Genomic DNA, 16,405 nt, shown 5'->3' on the forward strand with positions numbered 1-16,405 from the left:
CTAATTATTTGATTTTGTGTGTGATGTTCAGGTTTGATTTAACTGAACAGTTTTTCATGTCTAAGTAAACTGGTACTCTGGCTCCAGCTTCACATCCATTTCTGTAAACCTGTACATAAACTACATGGTAGGTTACCTTTTTAGTTACTCCATTTTCTTCTTCTTCAAACTCAACTATTTCTAAGTCATTAGGTAATTTAAAACTTGTAGAGCCTGTTTTAACTAAAGGAATTATAGCTTCTCTTGATTTAAATACCTCATACTCTGTACATGCATCAATTCTTGATAAATGAAGTACTCCTCCAAAGCACATATCTAAATACTCTTTACCTACCTCATAACCAGGGTCTACTTTTGGTACAATGTTCACATCATATATATTTACAAAGTCTCCGATTACACTTACTAATGTGGTGTAAGTTATTTTTACACGATCATATGGTTCATCAAAAGCCTGAACTATAAACTTATACTTGTTCTTGTAATTAATACCCAACAACTTCAAGTCTATAAAGTTTGTTTTACTTCCTTCTATTTCAGGTCCTACTTTTTTACTTCCTAAATAGCGTTGTACTTTATACCCTTTTATTAATTCTAAACTTAATACAGGGTTACCTGGTATTTCGGTAATAATATGTAATTCATCTGTAGGCATAGTCTGTTGTTTAAATACCACTGTCATATGCGCTTGATTTGCAACGCCTAAAACTCTTGAGATAGTAGCATAAGAATCAGGATCATTATCCACAGCTCTCCAAGGATTGTATACACCAGATACACTACTTGCAACTCCTAAACCTATATCTCCAACTCCGTGATAAACATCAGCTATGTTCTTATGGATATCTGTTGTTACAGCATCACAATGAACACTTCCTAATTTTGTATAGAAAACACTATACACTTTAGCAATTTGTGCTACCCCTACCAAAGACCCCTGGCTAATACGAACTCCTTTATAATCTTGAGCTCCTTTAGAATTTGAAGGAACAAAAGTGAACTCATTCACATTATCAGCAGACAATAAATCTAATAGTCCACCTGCTACTGGTTTTAAAGTTCCTATCGTATTTCCTTTTGCATCTAATCCTTGTACTGATAGACCTCCTGCTAATACTAATCCACTGTATTCTTTCCCTAATTTGATAGTAACTGGAGTTCCTTTTGGTACTACATGATCAAAATAAATATTCTGCCAAGTTGTACCTATTCCTAATAAACCTAATCCTGTTACAATTCTTGAATGTGTTGTAGGATCATTATCAATGGCATTTTCTTTAGCTGTAACTCCACCTGTAATAATAGATCCCCAAGAAGTACTTTCTGTAGCATACACACGTTGAATTGCAGGAGGACAATCTGAATTATCTAATACAGTTACTGTTATTACCTCTGATGAAGTACATCCATTAGCATTTGTTGCTGTAATGATAAATGATGTTTGCCCTACAGTATCAAGAGATACTGGTAAACTTGGTATTGCTGTATTGCTTTCATTAGCATACGTCAATGTTCCTTCGTCTACTGTAATATTTGGCCATACAATTTGTTCTCCTTTTACTACTGTAAAGAATGTTTCGCCATGAATAGTAATAACTGGAGCTGCCATAGTAGATACTATGAAACTATCTGAAACTGAAGAAACACATGCATCCTTAGTATATACTACAGTATAATTACCAGGTGTAGATGTTTTTAAAGTTTTTTCTATTCCTAACTTATTACTTGGATCTCCTGTAGTGATAGCTACTCCATCTAAATACCATTGGTAAGTATCAGCTATAACATCTGCATCTAACACAAGGTCAGCTCCTTCACAAATATTTCCATTTGCGACTGTTGACGTAATCACTGCTTTAGTTAAAGAACAAACGCTCTCTACCTTAATCACAGTCCCCGGAGCCTTTGTTCCGTCAGGTTGTGTAGGGTTAGTATTATCTACTGGAGGATAAGAAGGATAGAATATTTCCTTACCTGCTTCTTGTCCTGCTTCACCTACATAAGCGATATTTTTAATCTCAACTATACCAGATAAGTCAGCATTTACATCTACTGCAAAAGTAAAAGTAACTGTTGCACCAGGAGCTAAAGCTCCTTTATGAGCAAATACAACTTCATCTTCTGTTAAGACACCTGCAACACTTGATTTATATTTTACACCTTTAGGCATTTTATCTTTTACAATAAAATCTTCTATTGGAGTAGTTCCTTCATTACGTACATGGATAGTATATTCTACTACTTCTCCACCTTTTACAGTATTGATTGTAGCATCATTATTAACTTTATATGATTTCCAAGAAACTAAAGATTGATTAGGATTAACTACTCTACAAGTACGTGCTACATCGTATAGATGTATACTTGCTCCTACGTTTACTCCTACTAATGATTTCATCCCTATAGAAATACGGTCATAAGCTGCCTTTGGTCTAAAAGGAAGTTCTACCATTTGACCTGTAGTTAACAAATCAAGAACATTGATTCCATTGATTAATCCATTTGTACTTGATAACGCATCTACTTCTTTCTCTCCTTTATAAGCTTTAATCTCTAAAGCACCTATTAAGTCTACATTTACTTGACCACCTTGTGTTTTAAACTTAATCAAGGTTTCTTCGCCTGCTTTTGCATCACTATTAAAATAGATATATTGTCTAACTGCACCTGCAATATTTAATGTTCCTGAAGATATTTCAGAATAATTTGTAGTATTGTTATCAATAGCACGCTCAGGATTTTTAACTCCTCCTCCTGATAAATCTTTAACATCAAGAGCTAAACCACTATACTCATAAGAAGTAGCAAATGAAGGTACACAAGAGTTAGTATCACTTTCATAACACATACTATATACATTCATACTATTAGGTTGAGCTAACAGACCTAAAGCACTATTCGTTTTATCCGTAATACGTACTGATTGATAAGGAACGGTAGGAGTAATCGCTAAATAAGTACGACCTAAACTATCTTTTACAATTCTGATAGTACCTGCACCTTTAGCTGCATTATTACTCACATTACTTTTACCATCAAGAATAACAGCTTTAGCAGCATTCTTAACTTCAACTTCGAAGAAGTGATCTCCTAAAATAAGTCCATTTAGTAATCCATTTACTACATTACCTAAGCTACCTCCTAATAAAGCGTTCAATAATTTCTCATCAAAATCTATACGAACATAAGATGTAGTATTAGCAGGTACTTCTTTAGCGTACCCTAACTCAATATGGCCAGAATGCTTATTTCCTAAACCTAATAAAATACCAGCTCCTGAATTTATAGTAGCATATGCATCAAAGTTATCACTGAATATATTATCTATATCATCTGCATTAGAAGCACTCAATACTGTAGTAGCACATACAGGCTTTATGAATGGTGATACTGTAGTAATTTCAGGACAAGTAGAACTCACTCGTTTTACATCATACAAACGAATAGAAGGAGTTAAAGCTACATTCACTAAATTACCTACTTGTAATTCTACTCTATCAAAAACTTGTTTTGTATCAAAAGTCAATGTTTGTACTCCTCCTGATTTGAATAAATCTAATAGATTCAAGTTATTAATTAAACCTTGTTGAAGTGTAAACGATTCTTTCTGTTCACTTCCTAAATAAGTAACTACTTTATAGTTTCCTAATAATTGAACTGATAAGGTAGAACTAGGATCTAACTGTAATCTTACTTTTAATTCATCTCCTACTTGAGAAGGTTGGTTAAAATATACTGTTTGTTTTACTAAACCAGCTATAGCAACTAGCCCTGTACTAATTTCAGAGTAATTAGATGAGTTACCACTAATCGCATGATAAGGATTCTTAACTCCAGCTTTTCCTAAGTCTAAAAGGCTTAAGTTAATTCCTTGTTGACTGTAAGAAGTAAACTGAGCAGGGTAACATAAATCTGTACCTATATCAGTACACATATTATACACTTTCAGTGTACGAATCTCTCCTGTAGGCAATAAACTACTTACACTATTTGATACTGTAATACTTTGATAAGTCTGGTTTGGAGTTACTGCTAAGTAATATCTTCCAATATTATCTTGTACTAGCTTAACTGCACCATTTGAAGTTCCTTCAAAGTGATTTGAACTTGAACTTTTTAAAACAGAGGTACCAGCAGCATTATATGCTTCTACAGTAAAAATATGATTACCTAACACTAATCCACCTACATTAGCAATCAAATCTCCTAATGTACCGCCTAACAATGCATTTAGCATACCTTTTTCTGCATCAATACGGATATAAGATGTTTTATTAGCAGGTAAAGCACTATCATATTTCATTTGTATTCTCCCACTTTGAGGAGAAGAAACAAGTAAACTTCCATTATTTGCTACTAATGAAGCATATGTTTCATTATTACCATCAACTGTATTATATGGAAAGTCTACGTTCTCAAAAACTCCTAATTTAGTAGAACATGAAGCTACTTCAAAAGGTTGAGCTGTTGCATCAGGAATAGTAATTAAAGGATTCTTACAAGTAATACCATCAAAACGCTCTACATCATAAATACGAACAGAACTTCCTAATAAATCAACACCTACAGGTGCTTTAAGACGAACTTCTAAACGATCAAATGCCTTACCAGGTGCAACAGTAATATCAACTGTTTTACCAGACTTAATTAAGTTTAATAAATTCAAATCAGAAACCAAACCTCCTGATAATGACTTTTGATATACTTGGCTCTTACCATTATAACCTACTACCTCTACTCCACCTAATAGGTTTAAATCTAATACACCTGAGCTTCCTACAGCTAATCTAATATTAACAGTAGCTTTCTCGTCTGATATAGTAGGAAAATAGAATATCTGAGACATTGATCCTCCTACATTAACACCTAATAAAGCTCCTGGTGATACAAGTGAAAATGTATTAGGATCACTATCTATAGCGTGACCTAAATTTTGATCTTTGAAATCTAATACTTTCAGATTTATTCCTCCTCCATCAAAAGAAGTAACTACAGGTCTTCCACAGTTAGCACCTTGATCATCATAAGTAAAAGCATGAAATACATCTAAATTCTTAACAACCCCTATACCTAATAGGCCACCTGTTCTATTTGTTAACTTTATACGGTCATACGCCTTATCTGGAGTAATCGACAAGTAGTAATTGTTACTATTATCTCTTACCACATTAACAATCCCATCTATAGTATTAAATTTAGTCATACTACTTCCTGAAAGAATTGGAGTATTACCAGCTCCTACACTTAAATCAAATTCTTGATTACCAGTTAAAACACCTCCAAGAAGTTTTGTTAAAGCTTCTCCAAGATTCCCTCCTAACAATCCTTCTAATAATTTACCATCTGGTTTAAGACGGATATAAGAAGTCTGTTTAGCTTTTAACATCGTAGGAAATCTTAATTCTATATATGAAGTATAAGCTCCCAAAGTAACAGCTAAACCTGGTGAAGCCTTTAGACGAGCATATTTATTATCAAATTGATTCACATTTTCAGGATTCTCCACTACTGGTTTATTACCACCTAGAATACCAAGATCTGTGTCGTCATAATCTCCTAATTTAGCGTCTACACGGGTTTGCCCATAAGACTGTACTAAAGGAACGAACAGGACGAGCAAAAGCAGTAACCTCTTCCATAGAGAAAAAGTAGTTTTTTGTTTCATTTGTTGTTTGTTAATTGTGTTTTATAAAATATTATTATGACCAGACTCCTATTGTGAGTTTAGAGCACAGATCATAATCATTACATTGAAGAGGATGTAAGATTAAAAATACGGGAGTAAAAAAACATCATACATGACTATTGTGAGTTGTCATGTAATGTATTCCAGCTATTGTGAGTTGTGGAATAACAATTAAACGAAGAACTGAATTCGCGAAGAACAATTACTATCGAATAAAAGATTTACTTACTCTATAAGTCTCATCTTAACACCACTTCGTGGCGAAGTTTTCAAAACCTAGTTTCAAAACCTTTTATACTTACTTCTTTCTAATTCCCATACTTACTTTTTCCATAAATGATAAAGATTAATTTATTAAGCTCCACTTCCACTCCACAGTGAAACTTAGAACTTATCTACTCGATAATTACTAATTCCTATGTACTACATCGAAACACAGTTCTATGCTCGTTGCATCCACAGGCACAAAACGACTAACTAGATATTAGGCTACAGTTAATAAAATTTACAACTAGTAAATCACTATCTCGCTCTCTACTACTTTCGCAGTACTAAATGTGAGTTCTTAATTAGAGCGAAATAACCGATGCTACTTATGCTATCTATTTTTATCAACTAATACCAAGTATTCAAATCGTTTTTGCTAATAAACTTCTTCTGTCATCCATAGGAAAACCTAAGGAATCAGATTTATAATAATTCGTTAGTAAGGGAATTTGTTTAGAAATCTAGCACTATCTCCATTCCTCTAAAAAAACTCCCTCAACTGAATGTACTATTAAAACATATTGAGGGAGTGTAACAGTTCTCCATTGTCCCCACAAAATCAAAACTGCTAATATTATCTAGATTCACTGGAACTATATCTCTTCCCAAATTCAAAAACAAAATTAGTCACTGCACGAGAGGTTGTGCCTATACTTAAGCATGGTTTTTATCATAAATAGAAGCCCAATACGGTTGTTAATAATCTTAAATAGACACTTTTAAAAAGTTTAAAAAACAGGTTCCAAAAACAACAAACAACTAAATAACAGCACTTTAAAAACTTAAATTAGGACTAGTACTCTACTAATTTTAACCATTCTAAAAAACAGTATTTACCCATCATTTGCTACACTACAAAATGTGAAACATCAATAATGCGAATGATACATTGCGATTTTGAAAAATGTAAAATAGTGTCAAAATAGTCTAGGTTACGCTATATATAAAAGAATCTTAAAACCTAAAAAAGCATAAAATAGAATCGATAATACGATATATGATTTTTATAATAATCTAGATAAATAGTGCAATCAACGCTCCTCTAGTAGTTAGAACTTGACTATTACTTTAATAATTTTTACAGAATAATATGTTATAAAACCAGATGAAACTAGATGATTAAAACACTAATAAAAATTAATACTTTCCTAGCCTAGTCTATATTTAAGATATCAGAACTACAGCTCATTTTTAACAACAGCCTTAGTCTAACTGTTAATAAATGTCATTACTCTTATAAAACCTTTCTCTATTCGCATAACGCACTAATTCACAAATGTCTTAAACAGATAAGTAGGGTAATTATTTAACAAAGAACTATACTTTATTATAGTACATATTACAGCTTTTCACTCTATATTGCTTAGTCAAAACAAAACAACAATAAACATGAGAAAAGAACAACAACAACCTAAAAACAAAGAGGTTACACCAAAATCAATTCTCTTAGATGTATTCAAAATCAAATACATCACACCACCTATTAGAAGCTATACTTCTAAAATATTTAACAATTACAGAAAAGAAGATCTAGAGATCAATATGTCTTTTAAGTACTAAAATACATATAACATATCCCGTATCATTAGTATTACTCTAGTATTATTCGCCACTCAATCCTTAACTAGTACTAATGATATAGACTTTCTCACTATCAAAGTCAAAAATTGCTATTATAGAAAAGTACAGATGTCTACTGTTTTGGGCTAAGACAGCAGCTATCCCCTCGTACTCTAATCTATGGTATTGATTATTTATTGTTAAAAAATTAAAATGGATTCGAAAAAAAAACAACAATATACCCATATAGGATTGGTTCCTATATCGGTAATACTGAGTTATGTCCTTATAACTTGGCTATTTACTTTATTCATTAATATAAAGGATATAGTACTCACCTATACCTCATATACCCTATTTAAGATAGCTCCAACAATACTTCAGAATATTGGATTGGGTCAACTATCTCTCTTTCAAGGTACTATTAGTATCAACAATTCCAGTAGTCTACATCTACACCATGAAATGACAGCCTATATAGACCTACCTATCAACTATTTTGTATCAGGTATATTCTATGGTATGGCTTTCTTAGGGTTAATAGCTAGTTTTATTATCTACCAAATCTTTAAAGAACGAAAATGGATTAGTTATTTATCTATACAGTTACTTATTACACTTTGTTTTATAACAGGTGATATCCTAAACCTATTTCATATTCATTTACAAGCAGTTGAATCTTTTTTAAAAGCAACTATTATCTCATCATCTATCATTTTTGTAGGAATGTTATTCTCGACATACTACCCATTTGGTACGAAGAGATTCATGTATAAGAATGAATTAAAGTTATATTCACTTACCTCTATCATAGCCATTGTATTATACTTCTCTAGCTATCTATATGGAGGCAAACATTCAGTAGTATTGGACATTACTGTTTTAGTATTCTTTATTTTTGTACAATTAACTAAAAGGAATTTAAAACACAGAAAGCAATACTATCTTTATGTAGCTTTTTTAATATCATTGTGTATTCTGTTAGGACTGAGCTTTATCAATCTAGAAATAGATGATCCTATCACTATTCAGAATCATGCTATGCCAAACTTAAAGCTATATGTATCAGCGATTATCGTGTTGAGTATTATCAATAACTATGTGCTAGTCAGAAAAAACCAAAAACATAATGTACGCAACCGTGTTTTTATGTTTCAATATGTATTAATGCTGAAGAATTACCATAAACTGCTAGTTCATGAAAAGAATACACAAACTCTAAAACAACCTGATACTATTACACTTAAAGATCATCAGGGAGACTTGTCTTATCATTTAAAGAACAATTATAAACTAACTGAGAGAGAAGTAGATGTACTCTACCTCATCTGGGATGGACTGACTAATAAAGAGATAGCACATGAACTTAGTATAACGATAAGTACTACTAAATATCATATTAGTAATATATATCTGAAGTTAAATGTAAACTCACGTTCACAGGTATTTGCATTAAAAGATTGGTAGCATACTTGTATTACTTTTCTATTACTAATGCAGCACTTAAAGTTGGGGTGAGTCCGTAGTGAGTCCGTTATGAGTCCGTACTGACTCCGTTAATTCATGTAAAATAACGGATTGAACACGAACTTATTGACCTCTTACTAAGTTGTCGTTCAGAAAGAAACACCAAATCAAGATAAATTAAACAAAAACAGACTTGCTATTTATGAGCAAGTCTGTATTATTTTGACATATACCTTATCAAAATTCGCATATTTAGAAAATATTTTTTACTAAACAGAAATATCAGAATTTTACAGCAATACTATATCTCACAAAATATAGGGATAGTTATTTAAGATGTCTTTCTTTCAAAACTGATTCTATATCACTTAGGACGAAACCTTTCGCTTTTAATAAAATAAGATAGTGATATAATAAGTCTGCTGCTTCATTCTTAAAGAGAGTATCGTTATCATCTTTAGCTTCGATAACTAACTCCACTGCTTCTTCTCCTACTTTTTGAGCAACTTTATTGATTCCTCTCTTAAATAGTTGGTTGGTATATGATGATTCCACATTGTTATCAATACGCTCACTGATAATATTCTCTAAGGTGTAAACAAAACCTTTATCACCAATCTCTCCAAAACAAGAAGTACTTCCTGTATGGCATGTAGCCCCTATAGCTTTTACTTTTATCAATAGACAGTCTCTATCACAGTCAGTCAAAATCTCTTTTACTAGTAAATAATTACCTGAAGTTTCTCCTTTAGTCCAGAGTCTATTTTTAGTACGACTATAGAACGTTACTTTACCTTCTGTAATCGTCTGTTGATAGGCTTCTTCATTCATATAACCTTGCATCAATACCTGCATCGAATCCTTATCTTGAATAATCACAGGTACTAACCCGTTGCCTTTATTAAAATCTATATCTAGTTTCATCTTACACTTATATTATTTGTTTTTAATACTTGCTTTAACTCTGGTATACTTACCTCTCCATAGTGAAATATACTAGCTGCTAACGCACCTGTAGCCTGCGTCTGAGTAAACACTTGTGAGAAATGTTCTACAGCCCCAGCTCCACCAGATGCTATCACAGGTATATTTACCGTTTTAGCTATCTCAGCTGTAATATCCAGTGCAAAGCCTGCTTTCGTACCGTCATTATTCATTGAGGTCAGTAGTATCTCACCTGCCCCTAAACTAGCTACTTGCTTAGCCCAATCTATAGTCTTTAGCTCGGTCTTGATACGTCCACCTGCACTGTATACCCACCATTCACCCTCTTCGTACTTTGTATCTATGGCTACCACTGCACATTGACTCCCCAATGCCTGGGCAATCTCCTGTATTAGCTCAGGTCTCTTGATAGCAGCTGAATTAACACTTACTTTATCTGCGCCTGCTCTCACTAAATCTATTGCTTGTTCTCTAGTACTAATCCCACCACCTACGGTAAAAGGGATATTAATCTGACTTGCAATCTCATTAACCAAACCAATCAATGTCTTCCTATTCTCTATCGTAGCTGTGATATCCAGAAAGACTAATTCGTCTGCTCCTTCTACTACATAGCGCTTTGCCAAGGCTATAGGATTACCAGCTCGCTGTATATCTAGGAAGTTAACCCCTTTGACTACCTCGCCATTCTGAATATCCATACATGCTATTACTCTCTTCTTTAGCATAATTCACTCAATTCTTTTAATGTTATTCTTCCTTCATAGATCGCTTTGCCGATGATCACTCCTTCACAACCTATCTCCTTTAGCTTGTATAATTCTGCTACCGTAGTTAACCCTCCACTAGCGATCAATTTTACCTCAGTATTCGTTATAATCTCTTTATACAACTCAATAGCAGGTCCGTTTAACATTCCATCTTTTTCTATATCAGTGACTATGGTATAAGATACACCTCTCTGTTCATATGATTGGATAAACTCTAACACATCTGTATCAGCAGAGTCTAACCATCCTTGTGTCATAATCTTGCGCTGTTTACAATCTGCTCCTAATATAATCTGCTCACTTCCATATCGCTCTAACCATGTTAAGAATAACTCTGGCTTAGTTGCTGCTATACTACCTACAGTCACTTGCTTAGCTCCACTATTAAAGGCAGTAATGATATCTGAGTCATTCTTAATACCTCCACCGAAATCTATCTGTAGATTAGTCTGAGTAGCTATCTCTTCTAATACCTTGGCATTCATTATTTGACTCGACTTAGCACCATCTAAATCCACTACGTGTAGATACTTAATTCCTGCATCTTCAAACTGCTTCGCTACTTCTACTGGGCTTGTATTATACACTTTAGAGGTATTATAATCTCCTTTTGATAGTCGAACACACTGTCCTCCTATTATATCTATAGCTGGTATGATTCTCATAATTCTAAAAAATTCTTTAATAATAGTTCCCCAACTTTACCTGACTTCTCTGGGTGAAACTGTACTGCATAAAAATTACCTTTAGCTAAGGCAGCCGAAAAAGGCACAATATAATTATTAACAGCAATAGTATCCTTAGATAAAGTAGCATAATAACTGTGTACAAAGTAGAAATCATCTAGCTCTTCAATCCCTTTAAACAAGGTCTCTTCATCTATCATATCACAATTATTCCATCCCATATGAGGGACAATATCTGTGGCAGGAAAAAGCTTTACTTTATTGTCAAAAACACCTAATCCTGCTACATCTCCTTCTTCACTAGAGTGACACAACAGCTGCATTCCTAAACATATCCCCAGTACAGGCTGTTTTAAACCTATAATAACCTTATCTAACCCTTTATCTACTAAGTACCTCATCGCAGAAGAAGCCTCTCCTACTCCTGGAAAGATCACTTTATCCGCAGAGGTAAGTATCGCTACATCATCTGTGACTATCGTCTGATACCCTAGTCGTTCTATAGCATTCTGTACAGACTGTACATTACCTGCATTATATTTTAAGATTGCGATCATAGTATGCCTTTAGTACTTGGTATATTGTAATTCTCCGTTTTGCTTACTGCCATCTTTATTGCTTTAGCAAAGGCTTTAAAGATAGACTCTATCTTGTGGTGCTCATTGTCACCTTCTACCTTTATATTCAGATTACAACTCGCTGCATCAGCAAAGGATTTGAAAAAGTGATAGAACATCTCTGTCGGCATATCACCTACTTTCTCTCTCTTAAACTCCGCGTCCCACATCAGCCATGCTCTCCCTCCGAAGTCTATAGCTACCTGAGCGAGACACTCATCCATCGGTAGTAAGAAGCCATATCTCTCTATTCCCTTTTTATTACCTAGTGCTCGTTTAAAAGCAGTACCTAATGCAATAGCTGTATCTTCTATCGTGTGGTGTTCATCTACTTGTAAGTCACCTTTGACCTTTATTTTTAGACCTATATTACCATGTCTATTGACTTGTTCTAACATATGATCAAAGAATCCTAAACCTGTCTCGATAACACAGTCTTTAGCACTGTCTAGATTCACTTCTATATCAATCGTAGTCTCATTGGTCTTTCTGTATTCTTTACCTATACGGGGTTGTTGCTTTAAGAACTGATAGATCTCCTCCCAATCCATTGTGCTCAATTTAGCACGGTCATCTTCAACCTCATTGATATAAATAACTTTGCTTCCTAAATTCTCTGCTAACTGTATATCCGTTACTCTATCTCCTAAGACATAAGAGTTCGCTAAATCATAGTCTCCATAGACATACTTGCCTAACATTCCTAATCCTGGTTTACGCGTAGGTTTATTTTCGTAGTCAAAAGAGTCATCTACATAAATATCCGTAAATGTCACTCCCTCTCCTGCTAGTGTGTCCAATATAAAGTTCTGCACAGGCCAAAAGGTATCTTCTGGAAATGAAGCAGTTCCTAGACCATCTTGATTACTAACTAAAACTAAAGTGTAATCTAACTCTCTAGCTATCTTAGACAAACTAGAAATAGCCTTAGGTAAGAATACTAACTTCTCAAAACTATCAATCTGAAAGTCTTCAGGTTCTTTAATAATAGTTCCGTCTCTATCTATAAATAATACTTTCTTACTCACGATCTATTGTTTTTAATGCAGTTATTAATTGATTATTTTCCTCTGATGTACCTATCGAAATACGCAAAGTATTCTCTACAACTTTACTTCTATTTCTCACGATAATTTGCTTATTAATCAAGGCTTCATATACCTTATCCGCATTACCAAATTCAACTAATAGATAATTAGTCTGTGAGGGACATACTCTCTTCACAATAGAAAGTTGCTTCAACTCTTGGATGAGTTTCTCTCTTTCCTCGATAAGTAGCTTTATTCTTTGTTGAAATCCTGCTGTATCTTGTAGTTGCTTTATAGCTTCTTCTTGTGTTACACTACTTAGATTATAAGGAGATTTCACCTTGTTAAAATAAGAGACTAACTCCTCACTCATCCATGCCATACCGATGCGAAGTCCTGCCATTCCCCATCCCTTAGAAAGAGTCTGTAAAACGATTAGATTATTATACTTCGCTAACTCCTCTAGCCAAGAAGGCTCATTGCTAAAGTCTATATAAGCTTCGTCTATAATGACTATCCCTTTAAATCTAGTTAATAACGCTGTGATACTGTTTCTATCTAATAGATTACCCGTAGGATTATTAGGTGAACAGATAAACATCAGCTTCACGGTAGGGTCTTCTAAATAAGGCTCTACTACCGCTGGTTCTAAATCAAATGCATCATTAAGAGGAAGAGGTATTAACTCTACCGCATTAACATCTGCATAAACTTCATACATCGCATAAGTAGGCGTAAATACGATAGCCTTATCCTTATTAGGCTGACAAAAGATGCGATACACTAGATCAATAGCTTCATCACTTCCATTCCCTAAAAACAGCTGATTAGGCTTTCCTCCTTTTACTTTACTGATAACTTGCTTTAATGCTAATTGATATGGATCAGGGTATCGGTTAACTGTTCCGAATGGATTCTCATTCGCATCTAAGAATATTCCTTTTTCCCCTTTATACTCATCTTTAGCACTTGCATAAGGAGATAAAGCCTTAATATTAGGGCGAACTAATTCGTTTATATTTATTTTATTATTACTCATTGCTTAGTTTTTTAAGGCGAATACTAACAGCATTTTTGTGAGCAATTAACTCTTCTGCCTCTGCCATTACTTCGATTGTTTTACCTATGTTTTTTAACCCTTGTTTTGTTAGCTTTTGAAAAGTAATCTTCTTTACAAAGCTGTCTACTGATACCCCACTATAGCTCTTCGCATAGCCATTCGTAGGTAGAGTGTGATTAGTACCACTTGCATAATCACCAGCGCTCTCACAAGAATAAGCTCCTAAGAATACAGAACCTGCATTGATTACTAAGTCTATATACTTCTCGGCATTCTCTATATTTAAGATTAAGTGTTCAGGCGCATAAGCATTACTAAAAGCAATACATTCTTCTATAGTCGATAATTCTATCATCAAGCTATTGTTCAGTGTCTGTTTTGCTAAGTCTTTACGAGGTAGTTCCTCTAGTTGTTTCTCCAATGCCTCAGCTACTTCACTTATCTTCTGTTTTGTTGTGGTCACAAAGACTACTTGACTATCTGTTCCGTGCTCCGCCTGTGATAATAGATCTGCTGCTATATAATCTACATCAGCCTCTTGATCTGCGATGACTAAGACCTCACTTGGTCCTGCTGGCATATCGATAGCTATGCCTTGTGCCTGTACTAACTCTTTAGCCTTAGTTACATATTGATTACCAGGGCCAAATATCTTATATACTTGAGGCACTGTCTCTGTACCATACGCCATTGCCGCAATAGCTTGTGCTCCACCAATCTTAAATATAGTCTCTATCCCTAGGTATTGCGCAGCATAAAGAACTACCTCATTTACTTTGCCTTGTTTGTTACACGGTGTACACAATACCAATTCTTTACAACCTGCTAATTGAGCAGGAATAGTTAGCATTAACAAGGTGGAAAACAACGGAGCTGTACCACCTGGTATATAAAGTCCTACTTTCTCTATTCCTACACTCTTTCTCCAGCAACTCACTCCTTCTATAGTCTCTACTTTATCTTCTGTAGATAATTGAGACTGGTGAAACGTTCTGATATTTGATGCTGCTATAGCTATAGCATCTTTGATATCCTGATTGACTAAAGTAGCAGCTTCTTCTATCTCCTGTCTACTTACCCTGAAGTCTGTTAACTGTACTCCATCAAATAATGAAGCATAATTCTGAACAGCCTGATCTCCTCTTTCTTTGACTTGTTTAAGTACTGTACTGATACTCTCATTTAGACTTTCTGTCGTGATAATAGGGCGTTTTGTTACCCCTATCCATTCTTCTCTTGCAGGTTTATATACTGTTATCATAACTTCTCGTTTTAGTAAATCATTTTTTCTATTGGAGCTACTAGAATTCCCTCTGCTCCTAAGGCTTTTAACTCGTCGATGATATCCCAGAATTGGTCTTCTTGGATAACAGAGTGTAGGCTACTCCAACCATCATCTGCTAAGGGTAAGACAGTAGGACTCTTCATCCCTGGTAGTATAGAGATGATCTGTTCTAACTTATCATTAGGAGCATTTAATAAAATATACTTGCGTTCCTTAGCATTTAAAACAGATTTAATTCTAAACAAGAGTTTATCTAATAAGACTTGTTTCTCCTTTCCTAAAGCTTGGTTGCTAATTAAGACTGCTTGGCTGTCTAGCACCTTGTCTACTTCTTTAAGTCCATTAGACATCAGTGTAGAACCACTACTCACGATATCACATACCCCATTAGCAAGACCAATGCTAGGCGCTATTTCCACACTTCCTGAGATAAACTCTATAGAAGCATTCACGCCTTGTTGTTTTAAGTATTTTTCTAAGATAAAGGGATAAGAAGTCGCTATCTTTTTGCCTTCAAAGTAAGTAATGCCAGTATAGTCAACTTCTTTAGATACAGCTAAACTCAATCTACAACTACCAAAGCCTAAATATTCTAACACCTTGACAGGGAGATTAGCCTCTAAGTACACATTCTCTCCTACGATACCGATATCAGCTACTTGCTGTTCTACATATTTCGTAACATCATCATCACGCAAGAACAGTACTTCGATAGGGAAGTTCTTACTTTCGGCAATTAGTTTACCTCCACCATTAGGAAACTTAATGCCGCATTCTTTTAATAATTCTAGGGATTTCTCACTAAGACGTCCACTTTTTTGGATTGCAATTTTTAATTTACTCATGTTATTTTTTGATTAAAAAGTTCGAGTAAACCGATAGGAAGTATCAAATAGCAATACGCTTAAAAACAAAAAATCCCGTCTGATTTACTCAAACGGGATAATTAGATATTTTTGATTCAAATACACCATATCATTACCAGCTCGTAAGAGTACAAGTAGAATGATGATGATGATGTAATTGACTTGGAT

11 protein-coding genes are annotated in these 16,405 nt (G+C 34.2%); 2 read left to right on the top strand and 9 right to left on the bottom strand.

From position 1 onward, the window contains the following. Positions 1–4 precede the first annotated feature (4 nt). Complete coding sequence (locus MPR_RS12625) at positions 5–5,665, bottom strand: DUF11 domain-containing protein (protein WP_041893126.1); 5,661 nt, start codon at positions 5,663–5,665, stop codon at positions 5–7. A 1,677-nt stretch (positions 5,666–7,342) separates the two neighbouring features. Between MPR_RS12625 and MPR_RS18770 the strand changes: the two genes are divergently transcribed. Further along, complete coding sequence (locus tag MPR_RS18770) at positions 7,343–7,513, top strand: hypothetical protein (protein ID WP_167541466.1); 171 nt, start codon at positions 7,343–7,345, stop codon at positions 7,511–7,513. Positions 7,514–7,726: 213 nt separating this feature from the next. Further along, a complete protein-coding gene (locus MPR_RS12630) occupies positions 7,727–8,980 on the top strand; it encodes a helix-turn-helix domain-containing protein (RefSeq protein ID WP_041893128.1) in 1,254 nt (417 codons plus the stop codon). A 327-nt stretch (positions 8,981–9,307) separates the two neighbouring features. Here MPR_RS12630 and hisIE read toward each other — a convergent pair whose 3' ends face one another. The 8 genes from hisIE to hisG are packed head-to-tail and all read right to left on the bottom strand — an operon-like array spanning position 9,308 to position 16,216. Next, positions 9,308–9,904: a bifunctional phosphoribosyl-AMP cyclohydrolase/phosphoribosyl-ATP diphosphatase HisIE gene (gene hisIE / locus MPR_RS12635; protein WP_041893129.1), complete on the bottom strand. Its 597-nt coding sequence runs from the start codon at positions 9,902–9,904 to the stop codon at positions 9,308–9,310. Next, positions 9,901–10,653, bottom strand: coding sequence for an imidazole glycerol phosphate synthase subunit HisF (hisF, locus tag MPR_RS12640; RefSeq protein ID WP_041893130.1), 753 nt, complete (start codon positions 10,651–10,653; stop codon positions 9,901–9,903). Before hisF ends, hisIE begins: the two co-directional genes overlap by 4 nt. Then, positions 10,647–11,360, bottom strand: coding sequence for a 1-(5-phosphoribosyl)-5-[(5-phosphoribosylamino)methylideneamino]imidazole-4-carboxamide isomerase (gene hisA / locus MPR_RS12645; RefSeq protein ID WP_041893132.1), 714 nt, complete (start codon positions 11,358–11,360; stop codon positions 10,647–10,649). The genes hisF and hisA overlap by 7 nt, the downstream gene beginning before the upstream one ends. Beyond that, a complete protein-coding gene (gene hisH, locus MPR_RS12650; protein ID WP_041893133.1) occupies positions 11,357–11,938 on the bottom strand; it encodes an imidazole glycerol phosphate synthase subunit HisH in 582 nt (193 codons plus the stop codon). The genes hisA and hisH overlap by 4 nt, the downstream gene beginning before the upstream one ends. After that, positions 11,935–13,026 carry a bifunctional histidinol-phosphatase/imidazoleglycerol-phosphate dehydratase HisB gene (gene hisB / locus MPR_RS12655; protein WP_041893135.1) on the bottom strand — a complete coding sequence of 364 codons (1,092 nt, stop codon included), beginning with the start codon at positions 13,024–13,026 and terminating at the stop codon, positions 11,935–11,937. The genes hisH and hisB overlap by 4 nt, the downstream gene beginning before the upstream one ends. Beyond that, positions 13,019–14,065, bottom strand: coding sequence for a histidinol-phosphate transaminase (gene hisC, locus MPR_RS12660; protein WP_041893136.1), 1,047 nt, complete (start codon positions 14,063–14,065; stop codon positions 13,019–13,021). The genes hisB and hisC overlap by 8 nt, the downstream gene beginning before the upstream one ends. Continuing rightward, positions 14,058–15,347, bottom strand: a complete 1,290-nt coding sequence (hisD, locus tag MPR_RS12665; protein WP_041893138.1) for a histidinol dehydrogenase — start codon at positions 15,345–15,347, stop codon at positions 14,058–14,060. Before hisD ends, hisC begins: the two co-directional genes overlap by 8 nt. A gap of 11 nt (positions 15,348–15,358) precedes the next feature. Continuing rightward, entirely contained in the window at positions 15,359–16,216 is an 858-nt protein-coding gene (gene hisG / locus MPR_RS12670; protein ID WP_041893140.1) for an ATP phosphoribosyltransferase, read from the bottom strand. Positions 16,217–16,405 lie beyond the last annotated feature (189 nt).

This window comes from Myroides profundi, from assembly GCF_000833025.1.
GTDB classification, from domain to species: domain Bacteria; phylum Bacteroidota; class Bacteroidia; order Flavobacteriales; family Flavobacteriaceae; genus Flavobacterium; species Flavobacterium profundi_A.